The 13,995-nt window shown below is 36.9% G+C and carries 18 protein-coding genes; 7 read left to right on the top strand and 11 right to left on the bottom strand.

Going from position 1 to position 13,995, the window contains the following annotated elements; translation table 11 throughout:
- Nucleotides 1-7: 7 nt before the first annotated feature.
- From comGC to comGF, 4 genes are read left to right on the top strand one after another with little or no spacing between them, the layout of a single operon-like run.
- A complete protein-coding gene (comGC, locus tag IEV27_RS01645) occupies nt 8-304 on the top strand; it encodes a competence type IV pilus major pilin ComGC (protein WP_188375710.1) in 297 nt (98 codons plus the stop codon).
- Complete coding sequence (comGD, locus tag IEV27_RS01640) at nt 270-737, top strand: competence type IV pilus minor pilin ComGD (protein WP_188375709.1); 468 nt, start codon at nt 270-272, stop codon at nt 735-737. Before comGC ends, comGD begins: the two co-directional genes overlap by 35 nt.
- Nucleotides 727-1,044 carry a type II secretion system protein gene (locus IEV27_RS01635; RefSeq protein WP_188375708.1) on the top strand — a complete coding sequence of 106 codons (318 nt, stop codon included), beginning with the start codon at nt 727-729 and terminating at the stop codon, nt 1,042-1,044. The genes comGD and IEV27_RS01635 overlap by 11 nt, the downstream gene beginning before the upstream one ends.
- Nucleotides 1,007-1,453 (top strand): competence type IV pilus minor pilin ComGF, encoded by a 447-nt coding sequence (comGF, locus tag IEV27_RS01630; RefSeq protein ID WP_188376784.1) that lies wholly within the window; start codon nt 1,007-1,009, stop codon nt 1,451-1,453. Before IEV27_RS01635 ends, comGF begins: the two co-directional genes overlap by 38 nt.
- Before the next feature lie 363 nt (nt 1,454-1,816).
- Here comGF and IEV27_RS01625 read toward each other — a convergent pair whose 3' ends face one another.
- Complete coding sequence (locus IEV27_RS01625) at nt 1,817-2,200, bottom strand: Spx/MgsR family RNA polymerase-binding regulatory protein (RefSeq protein WP_188375707.1); 384 nt, start codon at nt 2,198-2,200, stop codon at nt 1,817-1,819.
- Nucleotides 2,201-2,452: 252 nt separating this feature from the next.
- Between IEV27_RS01625 and IEV27_RS01620 the strand changes: the two genes are divergently transcribed.
- Nucleotides 2,453-2,698 (top strand): DUF2626 domain-containing protein, encoded by a 246-nt coding sequence (locus tag IEV27_RS01620; RefSeq protein WP_188375706.1) that lies wholly within the window; start codon nt 2,453-2,455, stop codon nt 2,696-2,698.
- A gap of 38 nt (nt 2,699-2,736) precedes the next feature.
- Here IEV27_RS01620 and IEV27_RS01615 read toward each other — a convergent pair whose 3' ends face one another.
- Nucleotides 2,737-3,360: an MBL fold metallo-hydrolase gene (locus IEV27_RS01615; protein ID WP_188375705.1), complete on the bottom strand. Its 624-nt coding sequence runs from the start codon at nt 3,358-3,360 to the stop codon at nt 2,737-2,739.
- 156 nt (nt 3,361-3,516) lie between these two features.
- On the opposite strand from IEV27_RS01615, the gene IEV27_RS01610 reads away from it, so the two are divergent.
- Nucleotides 3,517-3,681 (top strand): DUF2759 family protein, encoded by a 165-nt coding sequence (locus IEV27_RS01610; RefSeq protein ID WP_188375704.1) that lies wholly within the window; start codon nt 3,517-3,519, stop codon nt 3,679-3,681.
- 47 nt (nt 3,682-3,728) lie between these two features.
- Here the strand turns inward: IEV27_RS01610 and IEV27_RS01605 are convergent, their stop codons facing one another.
- The 6 genes from IEV27_RS01605 to IEV27_RS01580 form a co-directional block, all read right to left on the bottom strand.
- Nucleotides 3,729-4,514, bottom strand: coding sequence for an ABC transporter permease (locus tag IEV27_RS01605; protein ID WP_188375703.1), 786 nt, complete (start codon nt 4,512-4,514; stop codon nt 3,729-3,731).
- A gap of 14 nt (nt 4,515-4,528) precedes the next feature.
- Nucleotides 4,529-5,215, bottom strand: a complete 687-nt coding sequence (locus IEV27_RS01600) for an ABC transporter ATP-binding protein (protein ID WP_188375702.1) — start codon at nt 5,213-5,215, stop codon at nt 4,529-4,531.
- A gap of 139 nt (nt 5,216-5,354) precedes the next feature.
- A complete protein-coding gene (locus IEV27_RS01595; RefSeq protein ID WP_188375701.1) occupies nt 5,355-7,214 on the bottom strand; it encodes an LTA synthase family protein in 1,860 nt (619 codons plus the stop codon).
- Between the two features lie 237 nt (nt 7,215-7,451).
- Entirely contained in the window at nt 7,452-8,405 is a 954-nt protein-coding gene (locus IEV27_RS01590) for an ROK family glucokinase (protein ID WP_188375700.1), read from the bottom strand.
- Nucleotides 8,398-8,622 carry a YqgQ family protein gene (locus IEV27_RS01585; RefSeq protein ID WP_188375699.1) on the bottom strand — a complete coding sequence of 75 codons (225 nt, stop codon included), beginning with the start codon at nt 8,620-8,622 and terminating at the stop codon, nt 8,398-8,400. The genes IEV27_RS01590 and IEV27_RS01585 overlap by 8 nt, the downstream gene beginning before the upstream one ends.
- Before the next feature lie 64 nt (nt 8,623-8,686).
- A complete protein-coding gene (locus tag IEV27_RS01580; RefSeq protein ID WP_188375698.1) occupies nt 8,687-10,141 on the bottom strand; it encodes a spore germination protein in 1,455 nt (484 codons plus the stop codon).
- Nucleotides 10,142-10,279: 138 nt separating this feature from the next.
- Here IEV27_RS01580 and IEV27_RS01575 point away from each other — a divergent pair, with 138 nt between their 5' ends.
- Nucleotides 10,280-11,137 (top strand): hypothetical protein, encoded by an 858-nt coding sequence (locus IEV27_RS01575; protein ID WP_188375697.1) that lies wholly within the window; start codon nt 10,280-10,282, stop codon nt 11,135-11,137.
- On the opposite strand, the gene IEV27_RS01570 is transcribed toward IEV27_RS01575, so the two are convergent.
- The 3 genes from IEV27_RS01570 to IEV27_RS01565 form a co-directional block, all read right to left on the bottom strand.
- Entirely contained in the window at nt 11,121-12,662 is a 1,542-nt protein-coding gene (locus IEV27_RS01570) for a rhomboid family intramembrane serine protease (RefSeq protein WP_188375696.1), read from the bottom strand. The genes IEV27_RS01575 and IEV27_RS01570 overlap by 17 nt on opposite strands.
- Nucleotides 12,663-13,152: 490 nt before the next feature.
- The gene (yqgO, locus tag IEV27_RS20180) at nt 13,153-13,335 is read right to left on the bottom strand and encodes a protein YqgO (protein WP_507762583.1); all 183 of its coding nucleotides are present in this window, start codon (nt 13,333-13,335) and stop codon (nt 13,153-13,155) included.
- Nucleotides 13,336-13,393: 58 nt separating this feature from the next.
- Nucleotides 13,394-13,969 carry a 5-formyltetrahydrofolate cyclo-ligase gene (locus IEV27_RS01565; RefSeq protein ID WP_188375695.1) on the bottom strand — a complete coding sequence of 192 codons (576 nt, stop codon included), beginning with the start codon at nt 13,967-13,969 and terminating at the stop codon, nt 13,394-13,396.
- Between the last annotated feature and the right edge of the window lie 26 nt (nt 13,970-13,995).

Raw genomic sequence — 13,995 nt, 5'->3', positions numbered from 1 at the left:
CTCACTTATGAACCAAAAAGGCTTTACATTAATAGAAATGCTTATTGTACTTCTTATTATCTCGGTGCTCTTGATCATCACTATTCCAAACTTAACAGAAAACACAGAGTCAATTCGCACAAAAGGATGTGAGGCGCTTGTTTTAACTACAGAAGCCCAAGTGGAGTCTTACTATCTTGAGCACAATGCTCTCCCTACTGATTTAAATGTTTTAGTTGATGAAAATTACATTACCCAAACTACTTGCCCAAATGGCGAGGAGCTTAACTATGATTCTGCGAGTGGAAAAGTTGATAGCCCTTGATCACCAAAAAGGCTATACACTAATTGAGGTCATTCTGGTCCTGACAGCTTTTACGCTCCTCCTCCTATTATTTACTCCGCTTCAACAACGTACAGTCAGTAAATTAGAAACCGAGCATTACTTGGAGCAGTTTGAAGAAGATATGTTACTCGCTCAACAATTAACGATGGCGGACCATCCTAATTATTGGATCATGGTTCGCCCTGTACAAAATGACTATTACTTATACGACTATCAAAATAAAGAAACAGTCTATCATAGAAAATTCCCCCATGATTGGGAGGTAAGTCTTCAAAGCCTTACCTCTCCTATTCGTTTTAATTCAAGCGGTACAATGCAAAGTCCAGGAACAATGACACTAAAAACCGGTTACACTAATTACAAAATTACATTTCCATTTGGAAAGAGCAGGGTGAGAATTGATGAACAATAACGGATTTACTCTAGTAGAAGTAATAAGTGCCTTCAGCGTTCTTATGATTGCAGCTTCACTTATAACCCCCCTACTTATGGAGATGAGAACAGCACAGCATTCATTATCGATAAAACGAAACGCTTTGGTTACTTTACAAAACAAGCTTCATGAATATTCAACCAGTTCTTTTGAAGAAGCCGTAAACGAATCAATTGATCAGGTACATTATACATTTAATGTTCATCCGAATTATCGAGAAGGATGTGCTGAATGGAAGACTAAACAAAATGAAGAAGAGAAAGAATGCTTATATGCACCTTTATAATGAGAGAGGTTTTACATTTATCGAAACAATTATATCTTTAATTGTCGTTGCCATTCTTTTAAGTATCAGCTTACCTACTATAAAGATGGTTAAGAGTCCTGCTTATTTTGATGAATTAGCTGTATTTCAATTTTTCACGTTCATTGAAGACGAAATGAACTCATCAAGCAACATTACAGTTAGTGAACGACAGATCCTTATAACAGATGTAGATAATAGAGAAATTAAGGTTTCACTATATGGAGATGATGTTCGTAGAAGAGTAGATGAAAAAGGTCATGAACTGCTGATCCATGACCTAAAAGATATTACTTTTTCTTTACAGAATCACCTTTTGGATATTCATGTCACTACCAGAAATGGAGATGATTATTATAAAACAATCCCTGTTTCTCTTTTCAACCAATGAAAGAGGCATTATTTTTCCCTGGGTCTTTATTTTAGTAAACCTTATGATCCTCATTACCATGTTTACCATTAATCTATATAAAAACCAAATGTACTCTACTCAATCCATCGTCCATTTCCACCAACTTCAAAACCTTTATTATTACTCGGAGATTGAGTTGATGAGAAATAAAAGTGATATGGGAAACCTTATAAAAAGCTATACCTTACCTACTGGTATCGCGGAAGTTAGCTGCGAGACGCTTATAGAAAAAACCTATAGATGCGAATGGCACCTCAAGCTTTCTACAGGACAAAGCGATTATTTTATAAAAAAATACTCCATGTAAAAAACCGATGCATGCATCGGTTTTACTACTATGAGCTATGAAATTTTTGCTTTAAATTCGTTCGGCTCTGTGGTTAAACCTTTTAACCCTTCCTCATTATATCCAATCACTAACTTCTCACCATCAGTTAGGATTGGTCGTCTTAACAGCTTAGGTTTTTCGTTAACTAGTTGTAGAAACTCACTTACCGTTAAATCTTCGACTTCTATGTTAAGTTCCTTAAACTCTTTGCTGCGTTTCGCCAAAATTTCATCTATTCCATTCGTTGTAAGGGTTAGAATTTGTTTCAACTCGTCAACAGTAGGCGTTTCTCTAAAAAGGTGCTGCTCATCAAACTTAACTCCTTGAGTAGTAAGCCATGATTTAGTGCGGCGACAGGATGTGCAACTAGGGTAGCTGTAAAATTTTAAAGCTTCCATCTTGATCGCTCCTTTTATAAATTAAATTTTTTGTCGAATTTCTCATGTACAGTTATTGTATAACCTTTGTACAATTTATTAAACCTATATCCTATAATTTTTTTAATTTTTTTATTTTAATTTCGTTTAAATTTCATAATTTAGGATAGAGTATAAGAGATAAACATATGGTTTATTTACAATCGTGACTTGGTCGTTTATAATATGAATGATAGCGTTACGATGATAGATGATAAAGGAGGGGGAAGAAGCATGGATCGCATGTTTCGTGTATTGGCGTTCTGGACAGGGATTTTTGCCGTTATGTTTTATGCTGGCGACATGATGGAAGCTGCATTTTTATCTCTAGCTCAAACTGCCTTTTTCCTTGCAATTGGTTACCTTAAACTGTCTGAACGTATGTACATATACATATTTTTCTCGTACTTGACAGTGTTTATGATTGGTTTTACTTATTATTCTTCATTCATTTTAGTGCCTTCTTTCGGAGGTCACTAAAAAAACAGCTCCCTTTATTGGGAGCTGTTTTTTCTTTTTTACGCGAAGAAAGGATTTTCATTCTTTTCTTCTTCTATTGTTGTTGGCAAACCATGTCCAGGATAAATTTTCATGTCATTTCTTAAACTAAATAATTGAGTAGTTATACTATCCTCTAATATTTCTCGATCTCCCCCTGGGAGGTCTGTTCTCCCTATACCTCGCTGGAATAACGTATCACCTGCTACAGTAAAACGTTGATTACGAAATACAAATGATACACTTCCAGGGGAGTGCCCTGGCGTATGACGAACTTCAAACGTAAAGGGTCCAAGCTCCATTTGACCTGGGTTAAGTTCATAATCAGCTGGCCGAGCTGTAATATCTCCTAATTGAAAAAGAGCCGAGCCGTTTAACGTACTATCCATCAGCCAATCTTTTTCAGCTTTGTGTAAATAAACGGGGGCCTGATAAGCGTCCCGTGCCTGATCCACAGCGCCAATGTGATCAAAATGAGCGTGAGTTAATAGAATAGCAATAACGTTTACACTCTTGTCCTTAATAAACTGATCTAGTTTCTCAAAATCTCCGCCAGGATCAACAATGATCGCTTGTTCTCCCGACGTGATAATGTAAGAGTTTGTACCCATCATCCCTAATGGCAGCCTTGTAATTTTTAACATTATATAACACCTCAATATCCTAAAATATTCACTGATAACTACTCGACAAATCAACTTTAATACTATAAAATAAGTGTGGAAAGAAAACGGGTACATATAGTATAACATCCATACATATCGGGTGATAATAATGAAAAGGATATTGGAGGTCTTCTTATGGTAACAGCAATCCTTCTTTTACTCGTAACCATTTTATGTGTAATTGCTGTATTTAGAGAAATTAAAACAAAAAATTTCTTTGCTGTTCTTTTTGCGGCTGGATCGGCTATAATGTTTGGCTGGTTCTCAGTGATGACCATTTATGCAAATTTATTTAGTTAAAGACTTAAAGAAAAACTCCAGTTGCTTTTGCAACTGGAGTTTTTTTATTAAGACTGCGTGCGAATTTCTTCTTCCGTTTCCAATAATTGATCCTGAGCATTAAAAAAGTATCGGTACATCGCTAATGTAATAAACATCGCACTCAAAGATACCGATGAAAATATACTTAGTGAGATGACAAGCTGATACTTAATCGCCATTACCGGTTCTACTCCCCCGAGAATTAAGCCCGTCATCATGCCCGGAAGCTGTACCAATCCAATCGTCTTAAGCTGATCAACGTTAGGTATAAGAGCAGCATTCAACGTTTTTTGTACAATTAGTTTAGATGCTGTTTTAGGTTTAGCTCCTAAAGATAAGGCGGCTAATAATCGACCATTGTTCTCTTTAAATTCATTTTTCATTCGCTCTAGTGCCAGTCCCATGGCTACCATACTATTTCCAATCACCATTCCACTCATTGGAATCACTTCTGAAGGCGTGAATTCAACCATATCAAATAACAGCCACATGCTTAACACGCTTATTTCGATTACTAACAAGCCAACCAGTATGTACCAAAACACATGGGGAAGCTCTTTTCCCTTTAACCTAGCATGAAAAGTAGCTACCGTAATCATAATACTAATCATTAAAGGTATTCCGATACTCGCTCGTAAATCAAACAAATAAGTTAATAAATAACCAATAGCAAACAACTGTATGGTCCCACGTACAGATGACCATAAGATATTTTTACTTAAGCCAAGTTGATAAAAATAAGATAATGAGAGCGGAATAAAAACAAATACAATTAAAAATAGTAAGGATTGATTAGAGATTTCTGGTTCCATTAGATTCACTTCCTTTATTCTTCAATAAATCTTGCCAATTCATTCGACTTAGGCTTTTCAAGCATTTCCAGAATCCGTCCATCTTCTACGAGCTGTCCATCAACTATAAATAAGCCTCTTTCTCCCAATCGACTGGCCTGCTGTAAGTTATGAGTCACCATAATCATTGTTAAATTATGCTCTTCTATTAAATTCTCTAGGCATTCCTCTATTTCTTCAGCGGTTCGGTAGTCTAAAGCACTCGTTGGCTCATCCAATAAGAGAACCTCTGGTGAGTTAGCAAGGGTACGTGCTAGAGAAACTCTTTGTTTTTCTCCCCCGGATAACTGCTCTACATCTCTGTCTATATAGGATGTCGGTAGCTGAACGTATTGCAGTAACTTCTCTGCTTCTCGCTCATCCCATTCTCCGAATATGGAAGGACCGTATTTAATATTATCCAAAACCGTGCCCGGAAATAAATTAGGATCCTGTAACACTAACCCTACACGCTTTCTTAAATCTGTAACCTCAAAGTCAGCTATCTCTTTTTCGTCTAAATAAATAGACCCGCTACTTGGACTATGTAATCGATTGAATAAAAACAATAAAGTGCTTTTCCCAGCTCCTGAAGGACCAAATAGCATAACTTTTTCTTTCTTATTAATCGAAAATGTTAAATCTTTTAAAGGCCCATAAGAAACATCCTTAAATTGAAACATTCTCATCTCCACCCTTTCACTCTATTTTGAAACATCCCCAAAATGTTATCTTTTTAGACACTCTTCTTATAATACCCGAGTTCACCGTATATAAAAGTAAAAAGTCATTATGAGATTGAACTCATAATGACTTCATATCTTATTTAAAATCATAAAACCTAAATAAATCTCCATAAATAATGTCGTTGGAATATTGTAGTTCCTGATCAACTTTTTCTCTTACAGGGGCGCATGCTTCCTCTTCCGGGTCAATTTCTTCTCCTGTTTCTCGATCATAACAAATTGAATCAGTATAAATATAATCATCACTTACGAAACTGCCATCCCTCATTGCAATAAAACCTTTTCGATCGTCGGAAAACATGTCCGTTCCAAAGGTAAGATCTTTTTCATCCTCTATACCCAGCAGGTTGAGCAATGTCGGTTTCACGTCAATTTGTCCAACTACTTCGTCGCTGTTTTCTCCGTCTTCATAGCCTGGTATATGAATCATAAAAGGTACTCTTTGTAATTGCATATGTTCATAACCATTAATTTCTTTACCAATAAATTCACCCATTGCCTTATTGTGAAACTCACTAATGCCATAGTGGTCTCCCATTAGTACAATAATGGAGTCCTCATATAATCCTGACTCTTTTAACTCATTAAAGAAAACCTCTACAGCCTCATCTGTGTATCTAGCCGTTTGGAAGGAGTCATTTAAAGTTTGGGAGCCAGAATCATGCTTATCAATATTTGCTTTCTCTTCTGGTAACTCAAACGGAAAATGGTGAGTTAACGTAATAAATTTACTGTAAAATGGCTGCTCTTGGTCTTCTAAATAAGGAATGGACTGTTCAAAGAAATCTTTATCCTCTAGTCCCCATCCAAATGAATTCTCTTCCGTTTCTTCAAAAGATTCTTCCCCATAAAACTCGTCATAGCCAATGTTGTCATACATGACTTCTCTATTCCAAAAACTTTTATTATTAGCATGAAAAACAGTAGTTTCGTACTCATTTTGATTTAAGATTTCAGGAAGAGCATTGTACTCATTTTGAGCATGGGTGAAGTAGACCGATCCACGATCGAGCGGATAAAGTGAATTTTCCACTATAAATTCGGAATCTGATGTTTTCCCTTGAGCCGTTTGGTGATAAAAGTTTTCGAACCAAATCGTATCATTTCTTTCTTTAAGATCATTCAAGAAAGGGGTGGTTTCTGTACCATTAATTTCAGAATCCAATAAGTAATTTTGGAAAGATTCGATACTTACAAAAATTACATTCTTATCTTCAGCCACACCGAACATTTCTGACGATTCTTTAGAACCAGTTTCTTCTTTCATATAGGTTTCAATTTCACTAATCTCACTATCATCCGCAAAAACGCGCTGTGCTTTCGTTTTCGTCTGCATGGTAGCATCATAAATATGATAGTTGTAAATTCCTATATTTTTCACTAAATACTCACGGTCAAAAGCTCTAACAAAGAGCATAGGACGTTCAATTTCAGCCAGTACTACATTACCCGCAAGTAATAAGAAAGTAACTGCCGTTGCTGCAATTTTAGAGTGCCTACTAAAGTGTACAGCTGCATGAATTGACTTAACGCTTAGCAGCCAAATAATAATAATATCTAAAATAAGAAGCACATCTTCAAAATGTATAAGAGTAAATATACTTGAAGTTAAATCAGCTGCATTGTTTCCCTGAAACAGGACTGGTATGGTGATAAAGTCAGTAAAATTCCTATAAAAAACTAAGTTTAAATATAAAATTAATGTACCTGCAATAGCGGTCCAACGCAAATACCTCATTTGATTTTTAGGTTTGAGCCAAACACTGATCGCAAAAACCAAATAAGCACTTGCTAAGGGGTTAACAAATAAAATAAATTCCTGCATCAAGTTTTCGATGGTTAAGCCAAACATAAAGCGGTACATAAAATATGTTTTTAAACCAAAGAGAAACGATGCAATAACAAATAAAGGTAATCGCAATTTGTTAAATTGCATGTTGTTTCCTCCTCCACCCTGTAATGTGCATTTACGAGGATGTTTATCTTTTATTAATTTCCACGCTGTATGATTTTTAAACAATTCCCCCTAATATGACGAATATCTTACCACAAAAGTTTCACAGAATGTAGTACTTTCCAATAATTACTAATTATCTCAACCTCCATACGAGTATCCGCTCACTCTTTAGATGGTCCTATACTTCATTAAAAAAAAGCCAACTAAATGGCTTTTTTATTTGTAATACTGTTTTACCAACGATGCTCCGCCTATGACGCCGGCATCATTTCCTAATTCAGCAAGCTCAAACTTACATGCTTCGGCCGCTCTTGGTAAAGCGTAACTTATATACGCTTGTTTTAACGGCTTTAATAATTGCTCTCCAGCTTTAGATACACCCCCGCCTAACACAATCTTGTTCGGATTAATAGTAACCGTTAAGTTGGAAAGTGCTAATCCAAGCGTATCTATAACATCTTCTAATACTTCCTTAGCAGCAGGATCTCCTTTATCAGCCGCTTCAAATACATCTCTAGCTGTCATAGCTTCTAATTCAGAAAGAGTGGACGCGGGATATTGATTCACAGTTTCCTTCGCTTTCCTAACGATGGCTGTAGCAGAAGTTTCCGTTTCTAAACATCCTGTTCGCCCGCAGTTACAAGGAGCTCCTCCTGACTTCTTCATTGTCATGTGTCCAATCTCAGCGGCTGTGCCATTTGCACCATTCAACACTTCTCCATTAGCAATAATTCCACCACCAACGCCAGTACCAAGTGTAACTGCAATTAAATTCTCTACGCCTCTCCCAGCACCTAACCAGTTCTCGCCTAAAGCAGCTAAGTTAGCATCATTATCGACCCAGACGGGTAACCCCGTTAATTCCTTTAGCTCTATTCCAAAATCAAAATCCTTCCAGCCAATGTTAATCGCTTCATTAATATAGCCCGTGTCCGTGTCTACAAAACCAGGGGCTCCAGCACCTATACCAAGGATGGAGCTTTTATGTAAATGCAACTCGTCTAAAGCATCATTAATAGCTATGTTAATGTCACTCGTAATATTCTTTCCACGGTCACTCGTATCCGTGTGAATCTCCCACTTTTTAATAATTTCTCCCTCAGTTGAGATTACGGCCAGCTTTATCGTTGTTCCGCCAATGTCTGCTCCAATACAATATTTTTCATTCATTTAACCCATTCTCCCCTTTTTGTTTATCTCTTAAAAGTGCTATTTCCGAACGCAAAAGTAAAATAGCCATCTGATAATCGTCTTTCGTTATACATTGAGCTTCATATAGCGTTTGAACCTCGTCTTCCATTAGTTCTATATCGGCCAGACGATCACCCACATAGATAAATGTTCCGAATTTTTTTAGTAATTGCTGAACGTCATAGATTGTTTTCATATTATCACCTTAACCATTATACCAATCAATCATGGGATTGAAAACGTATAAAACCCTAACCAATTTATCGGTCAGGGTCTTTTGGATGCAGAAATGCAGGTCTTCTATTTTTTAATGGAATCGGAGATCGAACAAATATATCTCTAAAGGCTCGTAAAGAGAATGGTAGAAAAGGCCATAGGTACGGGGTTTTAAATGTTTGCATATTAGATAAATAAAGGATCCACAACGTAATCCCTATAATGTAACCTTTTAGTCCGAACAATCCTGTAACCATTAATAAAGCAATTCTTGAGATACGATCGGCTAAACCTACTTCATAGCTTGGTGTGGCAAATGTTCCTATAGCTGCAATAGATAAATAAAGCACAACTTCAACAGAGAACAACCCTACATCTACGGCTACTTGACCTATTAATATTGCTGCTACGAGCCCTAAAGCTGTCGCTAATGATGAAGGGGTATGAATCGCGGCCATGCGCAGCATATCAATTCCAATCTCTGCAATTAAAAATTGAACAATGAGCGGTATGGATCCTTCTTCCTCAGGTCCAATATAGGATAAGTCCACTGGCAGTAAATCTGGCTGTATGGAAAATAAATAATACAAAGGTAGTAAAAATAGAGACATAAACAGTGCAATAAATCTTACCCAGCGTAAATAAGCTCCGACTAGTGGCTTTTGACGATATTCTTCTGCATGCTGCATGTGATGCCAAAAGGTAGCAGGTGTAATCATTACGCTCGGTGATCCATCAATAATGATCAAAACATGACCTTCATATAAATGAGCAGCAGCTGTATCAGGGCGTTCGGTATAACGGATGACCGGATAAGGATTCCAATGCTGACCGCTTATAAATTCCTCAATTGTTTTCTCTGCCATAGGAAGAGCGTCAGTATCGATTTCTTTCAGCACCCTCTGTAAGTGCTGAATACGGTCATCATCTGCGATGTCTTTAATGTAACAGAGACATACGTCCGTTTGAGATCTTCGCCCTATTTGTAAATATTCCATGCGCAGCGAACGGTCTCGAACCCTTCTTCTCGTTAACGCTGTGTTAAATACAAGCGTTTCCACGAATCCGTCTCTTGAACCTCTAACCACTCGTTCCAAATCGGGTTCTTCAGGACCTCGTACGGGATAAGTACGAGCATCGATCATAATAATCTTATCCACGCCTTCAACAACTAAAGCCGTCGGCCCTGCTAATACACTATCTCCTGCTTTATTCAAATCTGTCTCTTGCTCCAATTCCACATAAGGGATGTGCGTCTTTAACAATTTCTCAAGAGGATCAATACTTAAGTCGTTAGCATCTAAGTGAGATAATACCCTCATGAGGTAGTGTAAAATATCATCTTTAACAAATCCGTCCACCATAAATAAGGACATTTTCCGATTAGCGTAGACTACATCCAAATGGATTAAGTCAAAGCTTTCTTCAATCCCGAGGTAATCTTTGAGGTAACTCACATTTTTCTCGTAATGTTCAAACATAGGCTGTTTCTCTTTCATGCCATAACCCCCATGTTTCTTATGATGATTAGGCTTTACCATTCCTAGAAAAACATACGTCTTGATAACTTTTAAGCATGTCCTTCAAGTTTCTCACATAGGTCTATAACATAGAGCAGATAAAGGGGATGCTAGAGATTGAAATACATTTGGGTATCAATTTGTGTAAGTCTGCTATCTTTAACATTATTTTACTTTTATCAAGTTACAAAAGAAGAATCCGTAGTTAAATATTTTCCAATTGATGAAGAAGTGAAGTTTGAAAGCGCAGAAACGTCTCTTTCGTTCCAGGAAGGAGAAGGGGATGATGAGTATGAGGTCGGTTGGAAGATTAAATCAAAAAGTGACGAAAAAGTGTATCTCAGACAAGATGTTTCTTTACTATATGTAAATGGCCGATTAAAAGGCGTAGTCAATAAGTGGAAAGAAAATGCAGATGAAATAAATAAACACTCCACCCTGCACGGGGAAGATACTAAGAAATATGAAGCCGTTACTTTTCATCATGGAGAAATACATAAAGATGATGATGTAATTAATAGTATTCAAGCAACTTCTGGGGATTTACTATACATTATTGATTCCCCCCATTCTAACCGAATTGCGTTTAAGAAACCTGAAACACAAGAGGAAGAAAAATGGAAAAATAAACTTGACCATTCCATTCACCAGCAGCTTAAAGCCCAGTGGGATGAACTTAAAGCTTACTACCAGATACCCGTAGAACAATATGAACAAGTACCATTAACCGACTTACCTTCTTACAATGAAGAAAACCCATTCCCGTATATACCTCAAGGTCAATACAATAGAATTTCCGGACAACTATGGGAGGGCCTATATAAGAATTATGTGCTAGGAATTAAAGATGCAAAATCAAAGCACCCTATACAAAGTTATATTCCACTTCTTTTATTTGATAAAAAAGGAAAGCATTTAATGGTACTCTATGAAGATGATCAAGGAGAGAAAAATCAGCTTATTCAATATTATTAAATTGATTGATTAATTCTTGGAAATTTTCATGGTCAGGTTGAAGGTTAGCTGCTTCTTCAGCGAATTGTTTAGCTGAATCCAAATCTCCCTCCGATTGATAAATAAGTGCTAAGTTAAAATGAGCTTCTGCCATTTCTGGTTGAAGCTCTATGACCTTGGTTAAGTCCTGTTTTGCTAAGGAAAGCTGATCATTTTGAAAATATGCGTACGAACGGTTAAATAATAGTTCAGCTTCATAATCTCCCGGATGATGCAAGGCCTTCGTACTTGTTTCTATCGATTCATTAAACCGCTTTGCTTCATTTAATTCCTGTGAGATCTGCAAGTGAGAGAGAGCTGACTGATCACCATCTCCTTTGTAAACTCCAATGCTGATCATTGAGACCATTAATAGACTATATAGAAATACGGCTAAAAGTTTGCTTTTAAGCTGGTTGGAACGCTTAGGAAGACCTACCATCATAGAAGCAATAAAGCCCCCTATTAAACCTCCTACGTGAGCTCCATTGTCAATCTGCGGCACTATAATACCGAAAGCAATATTTATTCCAATGATCATGATTAGATTGTAGCCCATCGTTTGAAAGAAGACACGTTTATTTTTGAGACCAAAGAACAATAACGCTCCAAATAAACCAAATATAGCTCCAGATGCGCCTGCAGCAATTTGAGGATTAAGCATAAAACTCGCTGTTCCACCAAATATTCCTGCTAGAAAGTAAACCGTTAGAAACCTCGTGGAGCCATAAATCTTCTCCACAGCTATTCCTAAATAAAATAACGCGAGCATATTCATTAAAAGATGAACGATTCCAATATGAAGAAACATGGAAGTTACAATCCTCCACCATTCCCCATTAAGGATAGCAGGATTATATTTAGCCCCAAACTCAATCAGGGTTAAAGCAGATGTACTATTACCTTTCCACTCCATAAGCGCAAAAAGAATGAGGTTGATAACAATAAGAATAAAAGCCACTACTGTTTTTCCATGAGAAAAAACTTCCTGAAGTTCTTGTCTTCTTTTTCTTTGAATCGTCTTAACCTGCTGCTTTAAATAAATAACCTGACTTTCATATTCTATATCTTCTAATTCATAAGCGCTCTTCGTCATTTCTAATTGAAACTTCTCAAAAAAGCGAGACTGTTCTTTTACTTTCTCTTGATCATCCAGATAGTATACACTTATCTGTTTTATGCGCTTTTTTGGTGGAATCTCAACTTCTTCCCACTCATCAACAGGAGGATATTCAGAGATAAATATGCAGTGTAGATGAGTTCGTCCTCCCCTAAACAAATGATTATTCTTTCTAATTTGCTCTTGTGCATTGTTCACATCTCTTTTTAATTCATTTCTCCAGTTTAATTCTTTATGCACAATCCTCAAAACGTTCTGTTCGCCTCTTTGGTTTTTGGCGAGCCATACTTCACTCGTTTGCTCATCTATATAAACAATTTCATACCCGTGCTTAACCACTAAGTCGTACGTTACCTTCCACAAATAGAATTCTTGTTTAATGAACACCACTCTCCCCCCTCTCCTAAGAAAATCATACCATGATCGCGATGAAGTAAGCTAAAAAAAGGCAATAAAAAACTACCTTATATAAAGGTAGTCAGGCTGTCGAAAAACATGGTATCCCCTGGGTCCTTCATTAGAGTTTGAAGAAAAGGAACAGGAAAAAGCGCCGCTTTCCACGGGGCAGGACGGAAAATCTCCTCTTAGGACACGGCTGATCCTCCATTTACACTAATGGCTATTTATCGAAAAAGAGTTTTAGGAAACGGCGACACTCCTAAGGGAGACACGAATAAGGTGTGACCATGGAGGGCTAATAAAGCCCGAGAAAGTCTTAAATAGGAAGTTCGATTAAGTTCGCACGTCGTGTGGGGCCATGGAAAGAGAGTTGTTTCCTAAAACCCTTTCCTCTCCCTAATTCAAGGATATTTACACTGTCAAGGTAGAGAAAACGAAGGTTTCTCTACAAGCTGACTACCTTATACAAAGTTAGTATTTACTTAAAAAGATTTCCAATCAGCTTTTTCCTCACAAAAGGTATTTTCATTACAAAACGAACACTATACCTTCTTAAGATAGGAACGGAAGCTACGATTGGGATGATCTTATTTCTTAAAGAGAAAAGGACAGTACCAACAGGAATAAGGATTAGTGTGAAAAAGATACTTTTATTTTTCATCTATGGAAACCTCCAGTAGAAATTACGTTCTACTTAGTTTTTCCATGTAAAGCAGTGTTTATTCTATTGATGATGTCGTGCGAACGACTTCGTTTTCAAGAATTAATTGATGAACAGGCTGATCAAACGATTCATAAGGAATCTCTTCTATCAACTGACGATGAGATAGCAAAGAGACTGTATGACCTTGAAAATCTTTTAAGTATCGATCGTAAAATCCTCCACCATAACCAATTCTGAACCCTCTTCGATCAAAAAGTAAACCAGGGACCAAAATAAGGTTAATGGCCTCTTTTTCCACAGCGGAAGTTTGACTAGGAGATGGTTCTTTTAAGCCATAATACACGGTCTCCAATTGACTATAATCTGTTAACTCGTAAAATGTCATTGATTTAGTTTGAGGGGCACATTTAGGTACGACTACGTTTTTATTATCTTCCCACGCTTTTTCGATAATCGGATTAGTGTTCCATTCGCTTTTTAAAGAGACCGTAACACCAATGGTCTTAGCTTCTTTGTAAAAAGATGATTGAAATAGTTGATTGTATAATTGCTGCTCAATTTCCTTTTTCTCTTTCCTAGAAAAAGACTTTAGTGTGAGTTTTCCTTGCTCACGTAATAATTGTTTTTTCATATCATCATCCCTATAAAAAAACAGCA

This window comes from Halobacillus andaensis, from assembly GCF_014636475.1.
GTDB lineage: Bacteria > Bacillota > Bacilli > Bacillales > Halobacillaceae > Halobacillus_A > Halobacillus_A andaensis.
Note: the sequence above shows the minus strand (reverse complement) of the source record. Positions and strands in the feature narration are given on the sequence as shown.